Source organism: Helicobacter sp. T3_23-1059 (assembly GCF_053654515.1).
In genome coordinates, this window is record NZ_JBSIUV010000027.1 from 1 (window position 1) to 22,466 (window position 22,466).

Annotated in this window: 24 protein-coding genes; 20 read left to right on the plus strand and 4 right to left on the minus strand. The window is 40.1% G+C overall.

Annotation, left to right across the window (positions count from 1 at the left end):
* The 4 genes from ACWIX0_RS08405 to ACWIX0_RS08420 form a co-directional block, all read left to right on the plus strand.
* On the plus strand, positions 1 to 525 hold a 525-nt coding region (locus ACWIX0_RS08405), incomplete at its 5' end, for a hypothetical protein (RefSeq protein ID WP_454173571.1).
* A gap of 17 nt (positions 526 to 542) precedes the next feature.
* Positions 543 to 1,178 (plus strand): hypothetical protein, encoded by a 636-nt coding sequence (locus ACWIX0_RS08410; protein ID WP_454173572.1) that lies wholly within the window; start codon positions 543 to 545, stop codon positions 1,176 to 1,178.
* Positions 1,179 to 1,233: 55 nt separating this feature from the next.
* Positions 1,234 to 1,977: a hypothetical protein gene (locus tag ACWIX0_RS08415; RefSeq protein ID WP_454173573.1), complete on the plus strand. Its 744-nt coding sequence runs from the start codon at positions 1,234 to 1,236 to the stop codon at positions 1,975 to 1,977.
* Positions 1,978 to 2,023: 46 nt separating this feature from the next.
* Positions 2,024 to 2,500, plus strand: coding sequence for an META domain-containing protein (locus ACWIX0_RS08420; protein ID WP_454173574.1), 477 nt, complete (start codon positions 2,024 to 2,026; stop codon positions 2,498 to 2,500).
* A 58-nt stretch (positions 2,501 to 2,558) separates the two neighbouring features.
* On the opposite strand, the gene bioB is transcribed toward ACWIX0_RS08420, so the two are convergent.
* Positions 2,559 to 3,503, minus strand: coding sequence for a biotin synthase BioB (gene bioB / locus ACWIX0_RS08425; RefSeq protein ID WP_454173575.1), 945 nt, complete (start codon positions 3,501 to 3,503; stop codon positions 2,559 to 2,561).
* Positions 3,504 to 3,537: 34 nt separating this feature from the next.
* Complete coding sequence (locus ACWIX0_RS08430) at positions 3,538 to 3,672, minus strand: hypothetical protein (RefSeq protein ID WP_454173576.1); 135 nt, start codon at positions 3,670 to 3,672, stop codon at positions 3,538 to 3,540.
* A gap of 372 nt (positions 3,673 to 4,044) precedes the next feature.
* On the opposite strand from ACWIX0_RS08430, the gene ACWIX0_RS08435 reads away from it, so the two are divergent.
* A complete protein-coding gene (locus ACWIX0_RS08435) occupies positions 4,045 to 5,406 on the plus strand; it encodes an FAD-dependent oxidoreductase (protein ID WP_454173577.1) in 1,362 nt (453 codons plus the stop codon).
* Positions 5,407 to 5,579: 173 nt separating this feature from the next.
* Here ACWIX0_RS08435 and ACWIX0_RS08440 read toward each other — a convergent pair whose 3' ends face one another.
* Positions 5,580 to 5,774 carry a hypothetical protein gene (locus tag ACWIX0_RS08440; RefSeq protein ID WP_454173578.1) on the minus strand — a complete coding sequence of 65 codons (195 nt, stop codon included), beginning with the start codon at positions 5,772 to 5,774 and terminating at the stop codon, positions 5,580 to 5,582.
* 323 nt (positions 5,775 to 6,097) lie between these two features.
* On the opposite strand from ACWIX0_RS08440, the gene ACWIX0_RS08445 reads away from it, so the two are divergent.
* From ACWIX0_RS08445 to ACWIX0_RS08495, 11 genes are all read left to right on the plus strand, one after another.
* Positions 6,098 to 6,235 carry a hypothetical protein gene (locus ACWIX0_RS08445; RefSeq protein WP_454173579.1) on the plus strand — a complete coding sequence of 46 codons (138 nt, stop codon included), beginning with the start codon at positions 6,098 to 6,100 and terminating at the stop codon, positions 6,233 to 6,235.
* Positions 6,196 to 6,744: a UDP-4-amino-4,6-dideoxy-N-acetyl-beta-L-altrosamine N-acetyltransferase gene (gene pseH, locus ACWIX0_RS08450; protein ID WP_454173580.1), complete on the plus strand. Its 549-nt coding sequence runs from the start codon at positions 6,196 to 6,198 to the stop codon at positions 6,742 to 6,744. Before ACWIX0_RS08445 ends, pseH begins: the two co-directional genes overlap by 40 nt.
* A gap of 24 nt (positions 6,745 to 6,768) precedes the next feature.
* Positions 6,769 to 7,995, plus strand: a complete 1,227-nt coding sequence (locus ACWIX0_RS08455; protein WP_454173581.1) for an N-acetylneuraminate synthase family protein — start codon at positions 6,769 to 6,771, stop codon at positions 7,993 to 7,995.
* Positions 7,996 to 8,056: 61 nt separating this feature from the next.
* Positions 8,057 to 9,334 carry a UDP-N-acetylglucosamine 1-carboxyvinyltransferase gene (gene murA / locus ACWIX0_RS08460; RefSeq protein ID WP_454173582.1) on the plus strand — a complete coding sequence of 426 codons (1,278 nt, stop codon included), beginning with the start codon at positions 8,057 to 8,059 and terminating at the stop codon, positions 9,332 to 9,334.
* Positions 9,335 to 9,364: 30 nt separating this feature from the next.
* On the plus strand, positions 9,365 to 10,279 hold the full coding sequence (locus tag ACWIX0_RS08465; RefSeq protein WP_454173583.1) for an AEC family transporter: 915 nt from the start codon (positions 9,365 to 9,367) through the stop codon (positions 10,277 to 10,279).
* Between the two features lie 105 nt (positions 10,280 to 10,384).
* On the plus strand, positions 10,385 to 12,838 hold the full coding sequence (locus ACWIX0_RS08470) for a DNA methyltransferase (RefSeq protein ID WP_454173584.1): 2,454 nt from the start codon (positions 10,385 to 10,387) through the stop codon (positions 12,836 to 12,838).
* 26 nt (positions 12,839 to 12,864) lie between these two features.
* Positions 12,865 to 13,239, plus strand: a complete 375-nt coding sequence (locus ACWIX0_RS08475) for a hypothetical protein (protein WP_454173585.1) — start codon at positions 12,865 to 12,867, stop codon at positions 13,237 to 13,239.
* 390 nt (positions 13,240 to 13,629) lie between these two features.
* Positions 13,630 to 14,850 (plus strand): tetrahydrodipicolinate N-succinyltransferase N-terminal domain-containing protein, encoded by a 1,221-nt coding sequence (locus ACWIX0_RS08480; RefSeq protein ID WP_454173586.1) that lies wholly within the window; start codon positions 13,630 to 13,632, stop codon positions 14,848 to 14,850.
* 137 nt (positions 14,851 to 14,987) lie between these two features.
* Positions 14,988 to 16,034: a uroporphyrinogen decarboxylase gene (gene hemE, locus ACWIX0_RS08485; protein WP_454173587.1), complete on the plus strand. Its 1,047-nt coding sequence runs from the start codon at positions 14,988 to 14,990 to the stop codon at positions 16,032 to 16,034.
* An 83-nt stretch (positions 16,035 to 16,117) separates the two neighbouring features.
* On the plus strand, positions 16,118 to 17,278 hold the full coding sequence (locus tag ACWIX0_RS08490; protein ID WP_454173588.1) for an asparaginase: 1,161 nt from the start codon (positions 16,118 to 16,120) through the stop codon (positions 17,276 to 17,278).
* Positions 17,279 to 17,584: 306 nt separating this feature from the next.
* On the plus strand, positions 17,585 to 17,899 hold the full coding sequence (locus tag ACWIX0_RS08495; RefSeq protein ID WP_454173589.1) for a hypothetical protein: 315 nt from the start codon (positions 17,585 to 17,587) through the stop codon (positions 17,897 to 17,899).
* A 98-nt stretch (positions 17,900 to 17,997) separates the two neighbouring features.
* Here ACWIX0_RS08495 and ACWIX0_RS08500 read toward each other — a convergent pair whose 3' ends face one another.
* Positions 17,998 to 18,840, minus strand: a complete 843-nt coding sequence (locus tag ACWIX0_RS08500) for a hypothetical protein (RefSeq protein WP_454173590.1) — start codon at positions 18,838 to 18,840, stop codon at positions 17,998 to 18,000.
* Between the two features lie 99 nt (positions 18,841 to 18,939).
* Between ACWIX0_RS08500 and ACWIX0_RS08505 the strand changes: the two genes are divergently transcribed.
* From ACWIX0_RS08505 to ACWIX0_RS08520, 4 genes are read left to right on the plus strand one after another with little or no spacing between them, the layout of a single operon-like run.
* Entirely contained in the window at positions 18,940 to 20,169 is a 1,230-nt protein-coding gene (locus ACWIX0_RS08505) for an MlaE family ABC transporter permease (protein ID WP_454173591.1), read from the plus strand.
* Positions 20,166 to 21,026 (plus strand): ABC transporter ATP-binding protein, encoded by an 861-nt coding sequence (locus tag ACWIX0_RS08510; RefSeq protein ID WP_454173592.1) that lies wholly within the window; start codon positions 20,166 to 20,168, stop codon positions 21,024 to 21,026. Before ACWIX0_RS08505 ends, ACWIX0_RS08510 begins: the two co-directional genes overlap by 4 nt.
* The gene (locus tag ACWIX0_RS08515) at positions 21,011 to 21,778 is read left to right on the plus strand and encodes an MlaD family protein (RefSeq protein ID WP_454173593.1); all 768 of its coding nucleotides are present in this window, start codon (positions 21,011 to 21,013) and stop codon (positions 21,776 to 21,778) included. The genes ACWIX0_RS08510 and ACWIX0_RS08515 overlap by 16 nt, the downstream gene beginning before the upstream one ends.
* Positions 21,775 to 22,455: a hypothetical protein gene (locus tag ACWIX0_RS08520; RefSeq protein ID WP_454173594.1), complete on the plus strand. Its 681-nt coding sequence runs from the start codon at positions 21,775 to 21,777 to the stop codon at positions 22,453 to 22,455. Before ACWIX0_RS08515 ends, ACWIX0_RS08520 begins: the two co-directional genes overlap by 4 nt.
* Positions 22,456 to 22,466 lie beyond the last annotated feature (11 nt).

The following is a 22,466-nucleotide window of genomic DNA, read 5'->3' on the forward strand; positions in this document are numbered from 1 at the left end:
AAATATATTATTGCCAAAGTAACGAAAATTTGGTGGTTTTATTTTTTGGTTACGGCGTTTATCCTTGTGGGATTTTATATGTTTTTAAAACAAGAAATCCTCAACTCCACCGCCCGCACAGAAGAATACCGCGAAAATCAAAAAATCCTGCGAGCACGCATAGGGCTAACTGATGAATATTTTGAGCGACTTGTATTTGAAGCGACTTTGGTGCATAATCGAGGGGACAAAAACAATATTCGCCGTGATAAACTAGCAGATTTGCTCCACCTAATACCTGATAAAATCACCTTGCATTCTGTGGAACTAAATGAAAACTCTCTCACACTAAAAGGCGTAACGCCTTCAAAAGAGTTTTTTTACTTCGCGTTGCAAGACCCGCTAAAAGCCAATTTTGGACGCTCAAATGTTAGTTTTTACGCACTATCAAATGGCTGGTATGAGTTTATCTCCGTAAGCACGAGTGTGCCTACAAGCCCCGCTCCTAGCACGCAAAGCCCACTTGCAAGCGATAGCACAAAATAACTCCACAAAGGAAAAAAATGCCACCAAATAGACTGCCCAAAAAACCACAGCCACAAGAAGAATCACAAGGCTTTAACCCCGAACTTGTGGTGCGAAATCTTATTTTTACGACTATTTATGTCATAGCGATTTTGTGGTTTTTTAGCACTTATATTATGCCTACGATGAAATCTTTTAAATCCCAATACATAATCGAGCGCAAAGAGAGGCTAATCTATGAGGAAATCGCTAGAGGCTATGGCGTAGCAAAGCAAAGGCTTGATGATTTTGCAAACCTAAATGTAAAAGCATTATCAAAGCTAAAAAATGCCGACCCACAGGCAGAGACAAAAGCCCTTGTGGCAAAATTTTTAACCATAAAAGAAATGCGCAGAGTAAGCCAAAGTGAGATTCCAAATGAGGGCACAAGAAGTGTAACTTTTGCTTTTAAAACCCAAACAAAAAGCGTGGATAACATTTGGAAGCTAATTGATAAGCTAGATTCTCTTAGCTCAAGTGCGGTGATAAATCTCCCCATACAAATCAAAAAAGTCTCTATGCAATCCCAAGTTTATGATATTTTGCTACATATCGAAGTGCGACAAAATACCTTTATCCCAAATGAAGAAACCCAAGCGATTTTGCACGAGATAAAAGAGCAAAGCCGCTACTAATTTATCTGTTACAAAGCGCATTTAGCGCGTATATTTGATACTAAGGACAATGATTTTGGATAAAACGCCTAAAAAAAACTATTCATTTTCACGCGTTTTTGCGTTTGTGCTAAAAGGCATTCACAACGCACGAGAAAACAACTACAAAGCAAAAGATATATTGATATTTGCTTGCTATGTGTTTATCGTGCTTTTTTCTATGCCTAGCGCGATAGAGGCTATCTCAAGCGCGCAAAATCCACAAGATTTTACGCATATTCTAAATTATGTGATGATTATTTTTGTGCCTTTGGTGCGCTTGGTGGTGGAGTTTGGGGCAAATCTTGTGGGGCTTTGCGTGTTATTTATTTGTGCTATTTTGAGTATGAAATATAAGATTTTGCAAAACTATATCGTGCTATTTGTGCTATATATGGCGTGTGCGTATCCTAGCTTTTGGATTTTAGGGGTGTGGAGAGATATGCCTAGCAATCTTTTAAACATCGCAAACAATGATTTTATGGAATTGTTGCGACTTGTTTTTGCCAAAAAGGCGTATTATATGGCGATTTTTATCTATGCTAAGCGAGTGTGTTATATATTTTTGTTGTTCGCGCTTTTTGATTTTATATTTTTTATGCTAAAAAACCGCGCTAGCTTTTATAATGCCCTTTTAAAATCCATTCCTAAAATTGTGTGGATAAATCTTATGTTTTCATTTGCGCTATGCGTGGCTACGATACTAGCGTATATGCTTTGTGCTGATGAGTTTATATGGCTATCGTGGTTTAGAAGCATTTGTTTTATTTTTGGATTTTAGGTTATTGATTTTTGACATTTACAAAATCTAAAAAGCAAGGAATATCATGAAAAATCATCTAAACCCCGCTAGACACATTTGCAAAATCTACATTTTAATGTTTCTGTGCGTTGCTAGCACAAACGCATTTCAAGGCATACTAGGCACAAACGCCTACTCGCTAGCCTCGCAAAAAAAATGGGAGGTAGATTCTATGATGGTGGGGGATTATGAAATAGTCGTGCCAAATCACATACCAAATGCGTATCTAAATTTTAGCGGAGGTTCAGTCTCTGGGATTGTTGGGTGCAATCATTTTTTTGCTAGTTACCAAATCGCAGGTGGGGGCAAAATGATAATCATTGATGGCGGAGGGCTTACCAAAAAAGCTTGCGCATCTGCGCAAGAAGAGCAACTTGAAGCGATTTTTGTCAAAAACTTTATCGGTAAATTTATGGTGAGTGGAAATGATGAATATATCGAGCTTTTGGGAGAATCTAGCTTTAGTATCCGCCTTTTTCCATCAATCACGCTAGAGCCTTAGATTTTATCGCATTTTATGCCACAAGCAAAATCCAACAATACACTAAAAGCCACAACCTCTATGCTTTCATTTCCAAAAATTCCTCTCTTTGCAGGTTTAATCTCTCAAAGAGTCTATCATCATTGCTTGGCTTAGAGTTTGTCGTGGTAAGCAATCTATCGCCATAAAATACCGAGTTTGCACCTGCAAAAAAGCACAACGCCTGCATTTCCTCACTCATTGTTTTTCTCCCCGCAGATAGCCTAATATATGAAGTTGGCATTAGGATTCTAGCTAGAGCTATGGTGCGGACAAAGTCAAATTTATCCACTTCAGGCGTATCTGCCAAAGGAGTGCCCGGGATTTTTACAAGCTGGTTTATAGGCACGGATTCTGGCGGGGTTTCTAGGTTTGATAGCAAAAGAAGCATTTTGATTCTATCATCATTGCCCTCACCCATACCGAGTATCCCTCCCACGCAGAGTTTTAGCCCCGCTTCGCGCACATTTTTTAGCGTGCCTAGCCTATCTTCAAATGTGCGCGTAGAAATGATATTGCTATAAAAATCCTGCGAAGTATCGACATTGTGATTATAAAAATCTAACCCCGCCTCTTTTAGCTTGCTAGCTTGATTTGCATCTAGTAGCCCCAAAGTCGCGCAAGTCTCTAATCCTAGCTCTTTGACTTCGTGTATGATTTGGCAGACTTCATCTAACTCCTCATCGCTTGGGCTTCGCCCACTCGCCCCCATACAAAATCTAGAACTCCCCGCCTGCTTTGCTTTTTTGGCAAGGGATAAAATCTCATCTTTATCCATAAATTTTGCTTTTTGCACCCCTGTTTTATAATGGCTTGATTGTGCGCAATAAGCGCAGTTTTCGCTACAAGCCCCCGTTTTTATGCTAAGCAGGGTGCTTGTTTGGATTATATTTGGGTCAAAATGCTCTAGGTGGGTTTTGTGCGCTTGATAAAGTAGCTCCATAAAGGGCTTGTAAAAAATCTCTTTTGCTTGGGAAAAAGTCATCGTTTTCTTCCTTAAAAATGGGATAAATCTATCGCTAAATCGCTACGCATAAAGGCAAATTTTGGATTTCAAATAAAGCCAAAATTATAACGATATTTTGTCCTTTTGCGACTTTTGATTTTTTATATTGAGAGCTAAGCGCGAAATTTTCTGCCCGTTTTCTTGTCATATTTAGTGTTCGCAAGAAAGCAAAAAAACTCCATTTGTGTTTTTAGATTTTTAAGATACATCACTACGCTTAAGTATGACAAGCCGTTTTGTCATTGCGAGATTTTGCCACCACTTTGTCATTGCGAGAATCCGTGATAGCGGATTGGTGGCAATCTATTTTGTATTCTCTATGTTTGCAGATTGCTAAGCGGATTTGTAAAATCTATGCCAAAACAAAACAAAAAAAAATGTCAAAAAAGTGAAAAAAGTTAAAAAAAATATCCCTTTTTCATACTATAATAAACGGCATTGCAAAATCTAAACAACTTCACAACAACAATAAAAAATAAAGCGAATAAAGCGTCCGCAAAAATTATAAGGAGAAATGGTAATGGAAAAACATTTTGATGTGGCAATCATCGGTGGCGGTGTCTCTGGCAATGCGCTATTTTGGACACTTAGCCAATACGCAAACATAGGCTCTATCGCCATAGTAGAAAAATGCAATCGCCTAGCCAAAGTAAGCTCCAATGTCAAAGCAAATTCACAAACCATACACGATGGCTCAATAGAGACAAACTACACTGCCGAAAAAGCAAAAAAAGTCCGTCTCTCTGCCAAAAAAGTCGAAACCTACGCCCTAAAACATAACCTACAAAATAAAATCATTTTCCAAATGCAAAAAATGGCTATCGGCGTGGGTGAGAGAGAATGCGAGTTTATGAAAAAACGGCATAGCGAATTTTTAGAAGTTTTCCCTGATATGCAGTGGTTTGAAAAAGGGCAGATAAAAGAACTAGAGCCCAAAATCATACTAGGCAGAGATGGCATAAATGATAGACCTGAAAATATCGTAGGCAGTGGCTACAAACAAGCGTGGTGCGGAATGAATTTTGAGCTTTTGAGCGAGGATTTTACTGCGCGTGCGCTAGAGAATAACCCAAAAAACAAAGTGTTTCTAAACTTTTGGGTAAAAGAAATCCGCAGAAATGATGATGGATACTACCTCATATCTAGGAGCGGGGAAGCCATTAGTGCGAAATTTGTGCTGGTAAATGCAGGCTCTTATTCGCTGATTTTGGCGCAGTCTATGGGCTATGGAATGAATCTAGGCTGTTTGCCTATGGCTGGGAGTTTTTATTTTGCACCCACTCTGCTAAAAGGCAAAGTCTATATGGTGCAAAATCCAAAACTGCCATTTGCCGCATTGCACGGCGATCCAGACATAAACGCAAATTTTCGCACACGCATAGGACCCACAGCGATTGCTATGCCAAAGCTAGAGCGCAAAAAGCATTGGTATAGTGGGCTAAGCCTAAGCGAGCTTAGGCAGGTGGATTTCCACAGAGAAGTATTTGGAGTGCTTTTTGATTTGATAATGGATAGCGAAATCCGTGCTTATGCCATAAGAAATATGATTTTTGAGTTGCCTTATTTTGGTAAAAGACTATTTCTAAAAGACGCAAGGAAGCTAATCCCATCGCTAAATCTAGAAGACATACAATACGCTGAAGGCTATGGCGAAGTGCGCCCACAAGTAATCGACAGAACGGCAAAAAAGCTAGAGCTTGGCGAGAAAAAAATCATCACAAACAAAGGCATAACATTTAATATGACACCCTCCCCCGGTGCTACAAGCTGCCTGCAAAACGCCCTTGTAGATGCCCAAGAAATCACTGCTTATTTGGGAGTAAAATTTGACAAAGAGAGATTTTTAGCAGATTTATCCCCCGAAGAGCTAGAATCCAAATAGACTTTTTTTTGCGTTTGGCAAAAAAACCTGCTTTGTAATATTTTGCAATATTTAGTGCGAGAAAAAAACCTTTATTTTGCTTTGGATTTTGTAGGGTTTTTGCTACTTGCGCTAAATACGACAAGTATTGCCGTATTTAGCGAATTTTAGATACTAGCAGAACCTAAAATGCGTCAACCCACATTTTCCCCCTCCATTGCGTTAGTGGCAACGCCTATTAAAGCCCCCTCTCTTAGCACGAGGCGGATTAAATGACAAGATTTACCCCTCCCTTGCGTTTGATTCCTCCCTTGTGCGTGGCAATTCTTTTGATTCCCCCTCCATTGCGGAGGGGGGCTAGGGGGTGGGTTTTTTGCGAGGATTTGCATTTCTATCATTGTAGCTTTTGGCAAATTTGTCAAAAGCTACAAAAATCTAGCACACGGCAATCCATAAAAACAAAAAAACATTTGTCATACTGAGGCTTTGAAAAAGCCGAAGTATCTCAATCAAAGAACACAAACAGAGATATTTCGCTTGCGCTTAAGTATGACAAAAAAAATAGACAATATGACAAAGAAAATAGATTCCCACGCAAGTCTTGCGACTTGCTCGCAATGACGACAATTTATAGTGTGGATTCCCACGCGCAATAAATCGCTATTGCAATGACAAACGCTACATTAGATTCTTAAAAACCATTAGTGTTATAATGCTACGATTAAAAACTACAAAATCTACCCTAGCACACCAAAATCATACAAAAAGCACGCAAAATCATACAAAACCAACCACAAAGGCTTTTTACAAATGGCAAAAAACTTTTTGCATAATGGCATTTATGCCCTAGATTTTACGCTAATGGACAAAAAAGATTCTCTCTATGTCCTAGAAATGCGAAATCAGCCCGAAGTAGCGCGATTTATGCTAACTAGCAATATCACTAAAGATGGGCATTTTAATTTCATAAAAGGACTAAAAAACAACCAAAAAAGCGCGTATTGGCTAGTAAAAAAAAATGATAAGATTTTGGGTGTAGCCTCCCTCTCTCGCATAAACCTAGCCCACAAAAACGCCTACATTGGAATCTATAAAAATCCGTTTTTAGACACACTTTACAAAACAAACCAAAAATCTAGCATAGGAGCGCAGATTTTGCACGCGTTAGAATACATAGCTTTTAGCGAGTTTTGCCTGCATTCACTCCATCTAGAAGTGCTAGAATCAAACACCAAAGCCATAGCATTTTATGAAAAAAACGGCTACAAATACGGAGGCAAGCTAGCGGATTTTATCTACCGAGATGGGCGATACCACACCGCGCTAATTTATAGCAAAATCACAAATATGCCCCTTTAGCCAAATTAACCAAAGTGAGAAAAAATGCCAAACGATAACCCCACAAACAAAATCCTAAAGCCCCCACTTCTAGTCGCTGAAATCTCTGCAAATCACAACCAAAATCTATCCCTTGCCCTACAAACCATACAATCCGCCAAAAACGCAGGAGCAGATTTTGTCAAAATCCAAACTTATACGCCAGATTCGCTCACTATTGATTCTAGCACACCTTATTTTCGCATAAATAGTGGCACAAAATGGGACGGAGAAACCCTCTATGAGCTATACAAAAAAGCCTACACGCCATTTGAATGGCATAAAGAGCTTTTTGCGCACGCTCGCGCACTTGGAGTGGGGATTTTTAGCTCGCCTTTTTGTGCGCGTGGAGTGGAGTTGCTAGAGAGTTTGGACTGCCCGATGTATAAAATCGCTAGCTTTGAAATTACCGACATTGCGCTAATCTCTCTTGTAGCTAGCACAAAAAAGCCCATCATCATATCCACAGGTATCGCTACCCACGCCCTTATCTTAGACGCGCTAGAAGCCTGCCAAAAGGCTGGAAATAGCGACATTACGCTACTTCATTGCGTAAGTGAATACCCCGCTAGCTTAGAATCTGCAAATATTTTAGAAATGCCAAAACTTGTCAAATATGGCACAAAATACGGGCTTAGCGACCACACTATCGGCAGTGGCAAATGTGGCAAACCAACCAAAAACACTCCAAATAACGCCACAAACACAAATGCAGATTTTGATGAATGTGCGGATTTATGCGCGATTTTGGCTGCAAGTCTAGGAGCTAGCATAATCGAAAAGCATTTTATTATCTCGCGCACTTTGGGCGGGGTGGATTCTCACTTTAGTATGGAGGAAGCAGAGTTTGCCGCTATGGCAAAGCGCGTGCGTGCCGTGCCTGTGGCTATGGGCGAAAATAGCGCGTTAGATTTTATCGATTTGCTAAAATCTACAAGCGATTTTAGCGATAATGTTGCACGCGATTTAAAAGATTCTAAACAAAAAAAGGTGCAGGATTTTAGCGATGATTTTTCACGCGATTTTACCCCAAAAAGCCCCTTTGCTCGCTCGCTTTTTGTGTGTGAGGACATAGCCAAAGGACAAATTCTAAGCACAAAAAATATCCGCTCTATCCGCCCTAGCAATGGACTTTTGCCAAAATATTTGCCACAGATTTTAGGGCGCAAAGCAGTGCGAAATCTACAAAGAGGCGAGCCACTAAAAATCGGGGATTTTGAGGGGGGTTTATAAACGCAAAAACGCAAAAATCAAAACTCGACAAAAAGCCCAAAAACCACAAAAAGGAGCAAAAATGGACTATCTAAAAATAAAACAAAGCAACACCCTAAAAGGACAAGTATCAATTTCAGGTGCAAAAAATGCCGCCCTGCCCCTGCTATGTGCCACCCTGCTAGCAAAAAATGAAGTCCCAATAAATAATATCCCAAATGTCGCAGATGTCAAAACTTTGGCAAAGCTTTTAGAGCATTTGGGGTGCAATATGGAATGGCAAGATTCTCATTGCGTAAAAATTCAAGCCCATCACATTATCCACACAAAAGCGATTTATGATATTGTGCGCAAGATGCGTGCTTCTATCCTCGTGCTAGGACCGCTTCTAGGGCGTATGCGACAATGCGAAGTAAGCCTGCCCGGAGGCTGTGCGATAGGGGCGCGCCCTGTGGATTTACACATTGCCGCTATAGAAAAAATGGGCGCAAAAATCTCCATAAAAGAGGGCTATATCGTAGCGAACGCACCAAAGGGGCTAAAGGGCGCAAAAATCGTGTTTGACAAAATCACCGTTACAGGTTGTGAAAATGTGCTTATGGCAGCAGCATTAGCAAAAGGCAAAACCCAAATCATAAACGCCGCTAGAGAGCCAGAAGTAGTACAGCTATGCGAAGTGCTAGCAAATGCGGGCGTAGAGATAGATGGCATAGGGAGCGATGTGCTAGAAGTGCGTGGCGTAGAGGGGGAGGCATTGGAGCTAAAGCCTTTTAGCGTTATCCCTGATAGAATCGAAGCAGGGACTTACCTATGCGCAGGAGCTATCACAAATAGCCACATAAGCATAACAAACGCAAACGCCTCCCATCTCCAAGCCGTGCTAGACAAACTCAAAGAAATCGGCTTTGGCATAGAATCCACACAGCATAAAGACGGGGATACCATAAGCATTTTGCCTGCAAATGAAATGCGTAGCTTTGAGGTAACCACCGCAGAATTTCCCGCATTTCCCACCGATATGCAGGCTCAATTTATGGCATTAGCCACGCAGTGTAATGGCACAAGCTCCATAGAAGAGAGGCTATTTGAAAATCGCTTTATGCACATAAGCGAGCTAAAAAGACTAGGCGCAAATATCCGTCTAAAAGGCAACACCGCCCTTATCAAAGGAAAATCAAACCTCGTAGGCGCAGATGTGATGGCGACAGATTTACGCGCTTCTAGCGCACTCGTGCTAGCGGGGCTAGTCGCTAATGGAGAAACTCGCGTGCATCGTATCTACCACCTAGATAGAGGCTATGAAGCCCTAGAATCCAAACTAAGCGCATTAAGCGCAAATATCCTCCGCGCAAGCGAATAATCCTATCAAATCACAAATTAAAGGGTAAGTATGCTAGTAGCAATTTATAGTATTTTGCTGTTTATCTCTCTTGGATATTTTGCCAAAAGAGCGCGTATGCTAGGCAATCGTCAAGGAAATATCTTGCTAGGATTTTTGCTCAATTTTGCCCTGCCAAGCGCGATTTTTAAGGGCGTATATCACGCACAAATTGATATAGGGCTAATTTTTACGCTACTAGGTAGCCTTATTTGCTCGATTTTAGGGGCATTGCTTGTGCTAGGTTTTGCGCATTTTGTATTGCGAGTTAGCAGGGAAGTCGCCATTACTATGGCGTTTTTAGCGTGCTTGCATAATACCCTTTTTCTAGGCGTGCCTATGGTGGAGGGCGCACTAGGTAGCCAAGCTGCGCACAAAGCGATTTTATATGACCAATTTTGCACAGGCTTGCCCCTAGCCATACTCACGCCTATGATGATGAGCTTAGGTGGTAGGGGTAGTTTTAGTATCCGCGCTATTTTTATACGACTGTTTGCAAACCCGCTATTTTTAGCTATGCTTAGCGGATTTGCGCTAAAAGCATTGCCTTTTAGCTTGCCAGAAGAGATTTTTTCCCCCATCTACGCGCTAGCAGCGTGTGCTACGCCTGTGGCGTTATTTGCTATTGGCGTTCAGCTTAGCTTTGGCGATGTAAAGCTAGAGTGGCAAAAAGCAGGCGTAGTCCTAATCGCTTCAATGCTAGTCATTCCTGCATTTTATTTGTGCGCTTTGCATATTTTTGGAGTTAGCATAAATGACAATCACAAAATGGCATTGCTAGAATCCTCTATGCCACCGCTTATCAGCTCCGCAGCCGTCATCGCTCGCGCAGGGCTAAACAACAAAATCGCCGTAGCAAGCATTGTTATGGGCATATTTTTTAGCGCGCTTACCACACCATTTTGGGTATTTATGGCAGGATTTTGACGCTACAAAATCTACCAAAAAAAGCTATAATGCTTTGTTTGATTTTGGTGTTTGGAAGTGTGCTAGCTAAATGTGATAAAAAGAGATTGTTAAAAAAGGTTGATTATGTGTAACAAGTCTAAAATGTTTGAAAATCCACTAAAAGATTTTGATTTTGCCCTGCTTAATGGAGAGGATTTTAAAGAAGATTCCGTGCGGGAGGTAGTTATCAAACCATTACTTGATGCACTTGCATTTGAGGGCAAAAACGCACAAAAGCATTTAAGCGTAAAGCGTTCGGTTAGCTTGCAAAGCGATAGCGTAGTAGGCTCAAATAAACGCATTAAAGCAAATGATATTGTTATCCCTGATTATTTGTTGTGCGTGGATTCTAAGGCGCATTGCGTGCTTGATGCCAAAGCACCGACAGAAAAGATAGCACCGCAAACAAATAACGAAAGACAGGCATTTTATTATGCGATAAATAAAGAGATAAAAGCCCCTTTTTACGCCCTTTGCAATGGCAAAGAATGGATTATTTATGAGACTGCTAAGCAAGAGATTTTATTGCAAATTGATTTAAAAAATGAGCTAGATTCTAAGTTTGGCGAGTTAGAGCAGATTTTAACCACGCCGCTAGAATCTTTGAGAGAATCACTTGACAAAATCGGCAATATGAAGTCAAAAAAGCCCGATGAGTGGTATCTTGCGCGCGAGATTCCAAAGCCGATTTTAAATCCAACAAAACAGGGGGCAAGGCGACATTATGGCTCTATGGCATATTTCACAAAGCAGAGTTGGGACATAGTCGCTCAAAATATCAAGGCATTTACAAATGAGGGCGACATAGTGCTTGATAGTTTCGGTGGCAGTGGCGTAACCGCAATCGAAGCGATGATGAATAATCGCTACGGAATCCACACGGATTTAAACCCGCTCTCTATCTTTATGGTAAAAGCACTCACCGCAAAGGTAAATTTGGGGGATTTACACGATTTAAGCGAAGAGATTTTAAGCGAATTTGAAACGCTCCGTCCAAAAAATGACAAGGAAGCAAAGGCATTGTTAAAAGGCGCAAAATACTATCCAAACGCCATTGACAAAGAATTTGGCGAAGTGGCAAGCACAAAAATGCAAGATTCTACGCTATGGATTCCTAAAGATGAGATTTTGCCAAAGGGCAGTGATTGTGCCACCGTGCTAGGACTTTTTAGCCCAAAGCAACTAGCCGAACTTGCCATTTTGCGAAAGCTGATTTTGCGAAAAACTACCAAACAAAAAGAAATGCGCTATTCGCTACTTTTGGCGTTTAGAAACACCGTTACCACACTAAATCTAACATACCATAATAGCCCAAGTGGCGGTGGAAATACAGGTGTAGCTTCGATATATCGTTATAGAATTGCTAAAAAACCGACTTTTTTAGATGCTTTTGCATCGTTTGCAAATAAGGTTAAACTAGCCATAACAGCCAAACAAGAGCTAGAAAACTCGCCATATTTTTATAATGCGTATTTTGAGCCTTTGCAACGCGTTATCAAAGATTTTAAAGGCGCGATGATAAATCAAAGGCAAAATGTAGAGAAAATCGATTCGTTAGAATCAAAAACAAACGGCGAAAAGATTTTTCAAGCAGACGCTACGAATCTAGCAGAGATAGAATCTGAAAGCGTGGATTTTATCTACACTGACCCGCCTTATGGAGCAAAAATCCCGTATTTAGATTTAAGCACAATGTGGAATGTATGGTTAGATTTGCCTGTGGATTTAGACACAAGAGAAAAAGAATGTATCGAAAAAGGGAGTTTGCAAAAAACAAGACACGATTATTATGATTTAATGAAATCAAGTTTGCAAGAAATATTTAGAGTGCTAAAATATAATCGTTGGCTTGTTTTTGTGTTTCAACACGAGGATTCTAAGCTATTTCAAACCATTATTGATTCTGCAGAAAATTGCGGGTTTGAATATGCAAGTTGCGTAAATCAAAATAATGGACAAGCAAGTTTTAAAAATCGCCAAATGCCAGCATTTGTATTTAAAGGGCAATTTAATCTTTATTTCAAAAAAGTAGATAATCCAAAAACGCGCACAAAAGTTGGTGTAGGTTTTGATATTATGGGGCAAATGTTTAAAGACATTGAGGAAATTATCGTAGAAAATGATGGAGCAACGCTTAATGAAATGTGGCAACACCTTGTCCCCAAAGCCTCTATAAATGGCTATTTTCATCTTATACAGGGTAAATTTCAAACATTTGTGCCAGACATTGAAAGGCGATTTGAAAAACGAGATAGCGAAAAATATCATTTAAAGCCAAATTCAAGTTTTACAAATGATGACATAATGCTTGAAAAACGCACACGCTATCTTATAGAGAGTTTCTTAAAACAAGCTGAAAATGAAGGCAAAAATGGCGTAGAATTTAGTCAAATTGTTTCTAATGTTGTGCCATTATCAAAAAATGGAGTCCAAGCAAATACCAAACTCATTAAAGAGATTTTAAATGAAATTGCAATCCCAAATAAACAAACAGGCGAATGGAAGCTAAAACCTAAAAATCCTAGCTTGTTTGATTGAGTCAAAAATCTAAAAAAGGAGTCAAAATGGAAATTGTAAAAACTATGGGTGAATCAAAAGAACAAGTGGTGTTTGTGATAGATAAAAACAATCACATTACTCCAAAAACTGCGCAAGATGAACAAATATTGATAGATGAGTGGAATATCAACGATGATATTTTGGAGGAATTTTTAGACTTTCTCAACAAATCCAAAAGCGATAATAACGAAAAAATCGCATTGCTTACAAGCACGGATAAAAACGAATTTTTGGAGAGAGAAGGACTTTATGATATGGCATTAAGTATTCTTGGTTACGACAATGAACCGACACAAGAACAGATAGATAACAAAATCGATGAAATCACAGATAGCGCACTTTTTGGCTGTGAAAATTTGATTTTGGTTAAAAAAGATTAGATTCTCGCGATTTTATCAAAATTCACAAATCTCGCAATGATAGCGTGGGGTGGTTTGCTTTTTTGGCTTTGCTACAAATCCAAAAAGCATAACTAGCTATTAGTTTTTGGCAGGCAAATAAAAGCTAAAATCCAAAAAAACCACAAAAACCCCTCGCTTAAAGACTCCCCGACTAATCAACTAATAAACTAAATCTAAAAAGAAGTTTAAAAACCTTAAAGGCAATATGTGATTAAACTTATTAAACCAACTACACCAAGTCCAAATTTACGCTACAATTTCGGCTAGTTTTTGCAAAAAAGCCACAAAAGACAAAAATACGCAAAAAACCACAAAAAAAGCAAAACTTGCTACAAAATAACTTAACAAAAATCAAAAAAGGAGATTACGATGAGTAAATTAGATGAGTTTAGAGAATTTGTCTCAGAAGTGCAGAAAGAAAAAGGCTACAAAGCCCCGCTAGGCTTTGGTATCGCTAGGCTTGAGTATGGGCAAAAAAGTGGCACGGTGCTAAGTGCGACTTATCCTACGATAAATTGGGGTGGGGAAAATCTAGGAAGCTATGCTGTCTTGTTAGAAGCAGCAAGGCGTTCAAACCTCATCACAGAGAGTGAAAATGAAGCCCTTTATGAAGTAAATGAAGCCTTTATCCACAAGGCTTTAGAGCTATATGAGCCATTTTTAAGCGAAGCTCTAAACGACCCAAATTCACACAAAAATATTCAAGTGATTTTAGCCCTGCGCGAAGCTATGGCAGAATCCAAACTGCGCGATTCTAGGGGGGTAGAGAAATTTAGATTTTGCGTAGTGTATAAAGATGTGGAGTGCGAGAGCGTGGAGAGCGCGTATATGAAGCTCCTTGCCCTATCTCTTGGCAAAGCCCCTTTGCGCTCTTTGCATCTTGATGGAATTTTTGGGCTTCTTAGCAATGTCGCTTGGAGTGGCAACACCCCCTATGAGCTAGAATATCTGCGTGAAAACGAAGTCGCGCTAAAAATCCGTGGCGAGTTTCCGTGTATCGATTTTGTGGATAAATTCCCGCGCTATCTTATGCAAGTAGTCCCACAATATGACAATATCCGTTTGCTAGATTCTGCTAAAACGCGCTTTGGTGCGTATCTAGGAAGTGGTGGCTACACACAAATGCCCGGAGCTAGCTATGTGAATTTCAACGCAGGTGCGCTTGGTGCGTGTATGAATGAAGGCAGAATCAGCTCTAGTGTCATCGTGGGCGAGGGAAGCGATGTAGGCGGTGGCGCGAGCATACTAGGCGTGCTTAGCGGGGGAAATAGTGCGCCAATTAGCATTGGCAAAAACTGCCTGCTAGGCGTAAATAGCTCCACAGGCATAAGTCTAGGCGATGGCTGCATAGTCGATGGCGGTATCGCCGTGCTAGCAGGGACTATATTTAGAATCGACAAGGCAGAAGCAGAAAAAATCGCAGAGGCAAATGAGGAAAACGGCGGGTTTAAAATCAATGATAACTCGCTATATAAAGGCAGAGAGCTAAGCGGTAAAAATGGCGTGCATTTTAGGCAGGATTCTAAAAGCGGGCAAATGATAGCGTTTCGCTCAAATCGCAAAATCGAGCTAAACAAAAATCTACATTAAGATTTTGAAGTTTTTGAAGTTTTTGAAGTTTTTTAAACTTTTGTATAAAATCTTTTGGACTAGATTTTAGCACAAAGATTTTGCCAAAATCTAAGCCACCAAAGTCAAATTTATAAAACTACGCTAAGGACTAAACAATGATTTTCATCGATGCTTGTTTGCGCAAAGATACGCCATATACGCCTATATGGCTTATGCGTCAAGCAGGACGCTATCTAAGCGAGTATAAAGCCACTCGCGCTAAAGCAGGGAGTTTCCTAGAGCTATGCCAAAATGTCTCTCTAGCCACAGAGGTAACCCTCCAACCCATAGAAATCCTAAATGTCGATGCGGCAATCATCTTTAGCGATATTTTAGTAATCCCGCTTGCTATGGGGTTGCCTCTTAGCTTTGTAGCGGGCGAGGGACCACGATTTTTGCGCGTAGTGCGAGAATCTAGCGATATAGATTCGCTAAAAATCGGTGCGTATAAGGATTTAGACTATGTCTATGACGCGCTTGCCACTACACGCGCAAAGCTAGCCAAAGACAAAGCGTTAATCGGCTTTTGTGGCTCTCCTTGGACGCTAGCGACATATATGATAGAGGGCGAGGGGAGCAAGACTTACGCACATAGCAAAAAGCTAGCATACGCAAACCCTGCGCTTTTGCACGCGCTTTTATCTAGGCTTAGTGATGAACTAAGCGACTACCTAAAATCCCAAATCCGCGCAGGTGCAAACGCTGTGCAGATATTTGACTCTTGGGCGGGGGCTTTAGAGCCTAGCGCGTATATGGAGTTTAGCTTTAAATATATGCTTAATATAGCGCGTGAAGTCAAAAAAGATTATCCAAATATTCCCATTATGCTTTTTCCAAAGGGTGTAGGAGGATTGCTAGAAGAAATATCGCAAGAATGCGAGCTAGGTGGTGGAAATTGTTTTGAAGTGTTTGGGGTTGATTGGGGCGTTAGTATCTCTAGGGCAAAATCCATTTTAGGCGATAAATATGTCTTGCAAGGCAATCTAGAGCCCTCACGCCTTTATAACCGCGCCTCTATGGAAGAGGGGGTTGATGAGATTTTGCGCATTATGGGCAATCGTGCGGGGCATATTTTTAATCTAGGGCACGGAATGTTGCCTGATTTGCCACGCGAAAATGCCATAGAGCTAGTCAAAATGGTGCAAGAAAAAACTAAACGATAAAGCCACACTATCCACAAAAAAGCCTCCAAAATCCCACAAAATCCACAAAAATCCTACCAAAACCACACAAAAGCAAAATCTAAATGCAAGATTTACCCCCACATATTCTTATCATAGCCACAGGAGGCACAATCGCTGGGCAAAGCACCACTTGTGCTAAAAACCCCCACAAAAAACCCACTAAACACACAAACTGCCAAAATCAATACCGCGCAGGAGTCCTACACATCGATAAGATTTTAGATTCTTTGCGTTTGTTAGATTCTACTTACCCCGCGCTAAAAGCACGCATCAGCACCAAACAGCTTTTTAATATCGATAGCGCGGATATGAATGACAAAATATGGCTAACCCTAATAAAAGAGATAAAAAAAGCTATCTCCACTAATGCAACTAAGACAGCCACGACAAAATCTACCAAAATCGATGGCATAGTCATCACGCACGGCACAGATACGCTAGAAGAGAGTGCGTATTTTTTGCACCTTGCTATGAGTGCATTTAGCACAAAATCTACACAAAAATCCACACCACAATCTAGCGCGCAAAAATCCCCCATACCAATCGTTTTAACAGGGGCTATGCGCCCTTTTGATGCGCTAGATTTTGACGGAGCGCAAAATCTCTACAACGCCATTTCCCTAGCGTGTGAAAAAAGCGCAAAATCTGTAATGGTAGTGATGAATGAAAAAATCTTTTGCCCTAGAGACTTAAGCAAACTCCACACAAACGACATAGACGCCTTTGGAATGAGTAATGAAAAAAATCTAGGAATCATAAAAAAAGGCAAAATAACATTTGCAACTTTTCATAGCAAGGCTTTCTCTAGTAAGACAAAATCATCGCCCCACCCGCTAAAATGGCTAAAAATCGCTGATTTACTCCGCAAAAAACACCTGCCAAAAGTAGATATTTTGTATTCATATAGCAATGACGCAAGCGCGATAGCTGCAAAAGCGTTTGTCAAAAATGGCTCACAAGGCTTAGTCATCGCAGGCTCTGGCGCAGGCTCTATCCACAAAAATCACAAAAAAACCCTAAAAAACCTCATCAAAAAAGGCATAGCAATCGTAGTAAGCTCTCGCATCAATCGTGGCAGTATCGCCCTAAAAGATAGCGACAAAAACGCGGGCTTTATCGACTCTAACGGGCTAAATCCACAAAAAGCACGCGTCCTTTTAGCCCTAGCCCTTATTTACACAAATGACATAAACAAAATCCAAGAATGTTTTGATAGATGTTGATAATCTAAAAAAAGAAAATCCAGCATATTTTTTTGCGTTTTTTTAGATTTTGCCTCTGTGCTTATAGCTTGCAAATCCGCATTTAAGGGTATTTTAAAGCATTTAGTAATTTTTGGAAAGACATTTGCTTAAAAGCGCGGACATAAGACTTGCAAATCAAAAATAAGCAAATAAGAGGCAAACAAAAACAAAAAAAACAAAAATCTGCCGATAAATTATTTTTGCCAGATAAGTTATTTTTGTAAAGCAAGAATCTAAAAAGCATTGTCTAAGCAAGACAACAAAACTATAAAAAGGAGGATTGCTATGGCAGTCTCAACCATTGGCAATATCACATATATCAACCAAAATATGCAAACCACCTCTGCAAACCTCGCAAATGCGACACAAAGAGGGGATTTTATCCCGCAGGAGTTTGAAAACAAACTAAAAGAAATCGCAGAAGTGCGCCCCACCGAAAATCTGCAAAAAACCGATGAAAACGGCAAAAATGCCAAACAAGACAGACAAGAAAAAGAGGACAAAGAGGCAAAAGAGGAAAGACAAGAAAACAAACAAGATAGCAAATCTAGCCAAAATCAACCACGAAAAAGCAACGCCCTGCTTGATATTACCATTTAGATTTCGCGCTTTTTGTGCATAGCTTTTTTTGTGCATAAAAGTTGTTAGCAAACAGCATTTTAAAAAATCAAAAACCCAAAATCTAAAACAAGCAAAATCTAAAAAGCATAGCTGTATTGCCCAAATGCTAGCACCGCGCTACTAAAATCTTGCACACTTCTAGCAGGGATAACCCTACCGATGATATTTAGGCGATTGTGCCGTAAAAACGACAAAGAGATACCCATCTCCATATAAAATCCACCGCTTTTTTGCATAGTTTTTAGCGTGCGAAAATCCCTTGTATCATAATACACATACCCATCTACACCAAACCCCAAAAGCCCTCCTAAAAAGGCAGTTTTTTTGCGATTTAGGCTAAATTCTGCTAGCGTGTCAATCCCTAAAGATACCATACCTAGCACCCCCTCATATCGCCCAAACCCCACATCAGCACTCACATACCCCCGCACACCGATATATGGCGTAAAAAAGCTATGCACCCCAAAGCTAATCCCAAAAGTGGGAATCCACTCAAGTTTGTTATACGCTTCTAAGACATTTGCCCCCCCGCTTATCGCCACAAAATAGCCGTTTTTATGTTTGGTAGTAGCGATTTGCTCTTTGATATACTCGCATAGCTCGTTGCAGGACTCGGTTTGGATTTTGGATTTTGTATCTTTTGTGTTTGTTTTTTTATTTTGAGATAAATCATCTTGGGACAAATCATCAAATTCCACATTTTGAAAATCTACTTGTTGGATTTTGCTTTGCTGTGTTGTTTTGTTGGCATTTGTGTTTGTAGCATTGGCTAGATTGTTTGCCTTTAGTGGCATAGCACATAGCACAAAAACAACAAAAATCCCCACGCATTCTAGCCCAAATTTTTTGACTTCGACTCTAAAAGCGTTAAAAGTGTTATGGATAAAATCTATGCAGTATATTTTGCTCTGATTTGTCAAGTTTAGCCCTTTAAAAGTGTATAATATTTGTTCTTTTTGCCACATTACCAAAATCATCTAACTTAAAAAAATAGATTCTATCCAAATAAGGTTTATGTAATGACACCAAAAGCGCACTTACCACAACTCCGCGTTATTGAAAATACAAAAAATGAAAACGAAAAAAGCATTATTTTAGATGGCTGTTGGGATTTTCGCACACCAAAATCCAAGCTAGAATCGCTAAAAAAAGCCCTCCAAAGCGACATAGAATCTATCGAGTTTGACAAAGATTGTGCCATAGATTTTGTATTTGGGACATTTTTGCTTCAGCAAATCTACGCTAGCGCATATCTAAAAACCCCAAACCTATCTACAAACACACGCAAAACCTCACACAAACCCCCAAACCAAAATCAAAATATCTCCCTCCCCCGCATAATCGCCCAAAATCACATCAAACAAATCCTGCAAAATTGCGAAAATATGCGCATAAAAAAACCACGCACATTTGCTAGCCTTTTTCGCGTGTATTTGCGCGGGGCAAGGCGATTTGGACGCAGAAGTCTAAAAAATCTAGGCAAATTTGTTTATACATTTAGCCAAAGTTTTATTGATTTTATCAATTTTGTGGGAATGACTTTTTATTTTCTTGGGATTTGTATTTGGAAGCGCGAGATGAGATTTGCTCCGCTTTTTTATCATATCAACGAATCTGGTTTTAAAGCATTGCCTGTGAGCCTGCTTACCGCCTTTATCGCGGGCTTTGCTATCGGCTTGCAAGGCGCAGTGCAGCTAGAAAATCTAGGCGCACCGCTTATGAGCGTAGAGACGGTAGCAAAGCTATCTTTGCGCGAAATGGGTCCTTTTATCCTAGCCCTTGTCATCGCAGGGCGCAGTGCTTCGAGCTTTACGGCTGAAATAGGTGTTATGCGACTAACTGAAGAGATAGATGCGATGAAAACGATGGGGTTTAATCCCGTAGTTTTTTTGGTGATTCCGCGATTTTTAGCATTAGTGATTATTATGCCATTTTTGGTGTTTTTAGCCGATGCGATGTCGCTTTTGGGCGGAATGCTTGCTGTATTTGCGCAAGTGGGCATAGGGTTTAATGCGTGGATTGAGAGATTTTATGAGACGGTGGATTTTAGCCATTTTCTAATAGGGGTGATAAAAGCTCCATTTTTTGGTGCGGCTATCGCGCTAGTTGGGTGTTTTCGTGGATTTTGCATACGCGAAAATACCCAAGAGCTAGGGCAAGCAACCACCATTAGCGTGGTAAATGCGCTGTTTTGGTGCATCACTATTGATGCGATTTTTTCATTTATCACCGCAAGGCTAAATATATGAGCAAAAACACTCCACAGAAAAATTCACAGCAAAATCTTTTTGCCCCCCAAAACGATTTACAAAACAATCTACAAAACGAGGCAAAAATAGCGCAAAACAAAGAGCCAATCATAGAAGTGCAAAATCTCTGCACCTCTTATGGCAATCGCCTAATCCACGATAATATCAGCTTTGAGATTTATAAAAATGAGATTTTTGGGATATTGGGCGGGAGTGGCAGTGGCAAATCTACTTTGCTAAAAACTATGGTGCTTCTACAACCCCCACAAAAAGGCGAGGTAAAAATCTTTGGCAAAAATATTTGGAAGCTAAAAAGCCCTACTTATTTTCTAAATCATTGTGGCGTGTTATTTCAGTTTGGTGCGCTATATAGCTCGCTAAGCGTGCTAGAAAATGTAGGGATTTTGCTTGAAGAATATAGCGACTACCCAAAATCCACCATCAAAGAAATCGCAAAATCCCTAATCGCAAAAGTAGGCTTAGAGCCAAGCGCATATCATCTCTACCCCTATGAGCTAAGCGGAGGAATGAAAAAGCGCGTAGGGCTTGCTCGTGCGCTCGCGCTAAATCCACAGATTTTATTTTTAGATGAGCCTACAAGCGGGCTAGACCCCGCAGGTGCGCAAAAGCTAGATGAGCTTATATGCCACCTCCAAGATGAATTGAGTATGACGATTGTTATGGTTTCGCACGATTTGGATTCTGTGCGCGATACGACAAATCGATTTTTAATGCTAAAAAATGGTAAAATAGAGTTTTTAGGAAATCTAAAAGAGCTAAAAGAAAATATACATTCTCTATCAAACGAAAATCTATTTTTTAGCAACAGAGGAGAGCGACTATGGAAAGACGCATAAATTACTTGCTTATAGGTGGCATATTTTTTGCCGTGATTGTGGCGTTGATAGCGTTTATAATGTGGTTTGGGAGGCTCGGTATGAGTAGTGATGAGCGATATGCCAAATATTTTATCCAAACCAATTACGACATTTCAGGCATAAGTGCTAAAACACCCATAAAATACAAAGGCATAAGTATCGGTATCGTAGAATCTATCGCGTTTGATTCTAGCAAAGTAGGCGTAGTAAAGCTAAATCTACTCATAGACAAATCTATCCCCATAGCCAAAGGCTCAAGCCTTGTGATTGATTCGCAAGGGTTAGCAGGGCTAAATTATCTATCGCTAAAGCAAAATCCAGCAGGCGATATTATCACCCCAAATGATGAGCCAAGGTTAGAGCTAGAGCAGGGTTTTTTTGGGAAGCTAAGCGATAAGGCAGATGAAGCCCTAAAAGAAGTCGCAAACGCGCTAAAAGGTGTGGATTCTCTGCTAAATGAGGAAAATATTTACAACATAAACCGCACGCTTTTTTCGCTCAATAAAGCAAGTGCTGAAATCGCCGAGCTAAGCAAAAATCTAAATGAGCGCGTGCAAAATGGGCAATACGACATAAAAGACATACTAAGCCCCACACTTCGACAAAGTCAAAAAACTTTGCAAAATCTAGATTCTACGATTCAAAAAGCTAGCAATTTGATTGATAAATTTAACGCAAATCCTTACTCTACGCTATTTGGCGAGCAAAAATCAAATGGGAGAAACAAATGAACTTCAAACTTTATAAAATCTGCTTTTTTAGATTTTGTGCAATCATTTGCGCAATTTTTGTTACTGCTAGTTTGCAAGGTTGCTTTGATATAAAGATAAAAACCCAAACGCCAAGCGTGGGGTATTATTCCCTGCCAAGCGTGCTAGAAGCTAGAGATTGCGCGGAGTTTTTGGCTATGCGCTTAGAAGTCGAAGTAGCAAGCGAATTTAACACGACAAATATTTTTATCGAGGGAGCAAATGGACGCATAGAGCCACTCAAAGATTCTGCGTGGTTAGATTTGCCATCAAACCTTATCAAAACCTCTCTAGAGACAAAGGCACAATCAAAATGTATCGCACTAAGTAGCACCAATGTCGATAGCAAAAACCCCCTCTTGCAAGTCAAAATCTTTAGCTTTGGTATCAACAAAATCAACGATAGTTTAGTAGCAACGGTAAATATGAATATCCGCTTATCACACGATTTGCCACAAAATCCACAGGCTAAAAAAAATGAGCTAAATACAAATATCCACACAAAAATCGATGTAGCACAAGTAGCAAACGCACTCGGGGCAAACGACACTAACGCGCAGATTTTAGCTATCAAAGACGCGCTTGATAAAGCATTAGAGCAAAGCATAGAGCGGGTAAATAGCGCAATTAGCACACCAAAAGCCACGCAAAAAAAGTGATATGTCTAAAA

Excerpts from the sequence above, each read along its gene's own strand:
- ACWIX0_RS08410 (WP_454173572.1), top strand. The coding sequence starts at position 543 with ATGCCACCAAATAGACTGCCCAAAAAACCACAGCCACAAGAAGAATCA.
- ACWIX0_RS08420 (WP_454173574.1), top strand. The coding sequence starts at position 2,024 with ATGAAAAATCATCTAAACCCCGCTAGACACATTTGCAAAATCTACATT.
- bioB (WP_454173575.1), bottom strand. The coding sequence starts at position 3,503 with ATGACTTTTTCCCAAGCAAAAGAGATTTTTTACAAGCCCTTTATGGAG.
- ACWIX0_RS08430 (WP_454173576.1), bottom strand. The coding sequence starts at position 3,672 with ATGACAAGAAAACGGGCAGAAAATTTCGCGCTTAGCTCTCAATATAAA.
- ACWIX0_RS08435 (WP_454173577.1), top strand. The coding sequence starts at position 4,045 with ATGGAAAAACATTTTGATGTGGCAATCATCGGTGGCGGTGTCTCTGGC.
- ACWIX0_RS08440 (WP_454173578.1), bottom strand. The coding sequence starts at position 5,774 with ATGCAAATCCTCGCAAAAAACCCACCCCCTAGCCCCCCTCCGCAATGG.
- ACWIX0_RS08445 (WP_454173579.1), top strand. The coding sequence starts at position 6,098 with ATGCTACGATTAAAAACTACAAAATCTACCCTAGCACACCAAAATCAT.
- pseH (WP_454173580.1), top strand. The coding sequence starts at position 6,196 with ATGGCAAAAAACTTTTTGCATAATGGCATTTATGCCCTAGATTTTACG.
- ACWIX0_RS08455 (WP_454173581.1), top strand. The coding sequence starts at position 6,769 with ATGCCAAACGATAACCCCACAAACAAAATCCTAAAGCCCCCACTTCTA.
- murA (WP_454173582.1), top strand. The coding sequence starts at position 8,057 with ATGGACTATCTAAAAATAAAACAAAGCAACACCCTAAAAGGACAAGTA.
- ACWIX0_RS08465 (WP_454173583.1), top strand. The coding sequence starts at position 9,365 with ATGCTAGTAGCAATTTATAGTATTTTGCTGTTTATCTCTCTTGGATAT.
- ACWIX0_RS08470 (WP_454173584.1), top strand. The coding sequence starts at position 10,385 with ATGTGTAACAAGTCTAAAATGTTTGAAAATCCACTAAAAGATTTTGAT.
- ACWIX0_RS08475 (WP_454173585.1), top strand. The coding sequence starts at position 12,865 with ATGGAAATTGTAAAAACTATGGGTGAATCAAAAGAACAAGTGGTGTTT.
- ACWIX0_RS08480 (WP_454173586.1), top strand. The coding sequence starts at position 13,630 with ATGAGTAAATTAGATGAGTTTAGAGAATTTGTCTCAGAAGTGCAGAAA.
- hemE (WP_454173587.1), top strand. The coding sequence starts at position 14,988 with ATGATTTTCATCGATGCTTGTTTGCGCAAAGATACGCCATATACGCCT.
- ACWIX0_RS08490 (WP_454173588.1), top strand. The coding sequence starts at position 16,118 with ATGCAAGATTTACCCCCACATATTCTTATCATAGCCACAGGAGGCACA.
- ACWIX0_RS08495 (WP_454173589.1), top strand. The coding sequence starts at position 17,585 with ATGGCAGTCTCAACCATTGGCAATATCACATATATCAACCAAAATATG.
- ACWIX0_RS08505 (WP_454173591.1), top strand. The coding sequence starts at position 18,940 with ATGACACCAAAAGCGCACTTACCACAACTCCGCGTTATTGAAAATACA.
- ACWIX0_RS08510 (WP_454173592.1), top strand. The coding sequence starts at position 20,166 with ATGAGCAAAAACACTCCACAGAAAAATTCACAGCAAAATCTTTTTGCC.
- ACWIX0_RS08515 (WP_454173593.1), top strand. The coding sequence starts at position 21,011 with ATGGAAAGACGCATAAATTACTTGCTTATAGGTGGCATATTTTTTGCC.
- ACWIX0_RS08520 (WP_454173594.1), top strand. The coding sequence starts at position 21,775 with ATGAACTTCAAACTTTATAAAATCTGCTTTTTTAGATTTTGTGCAATC.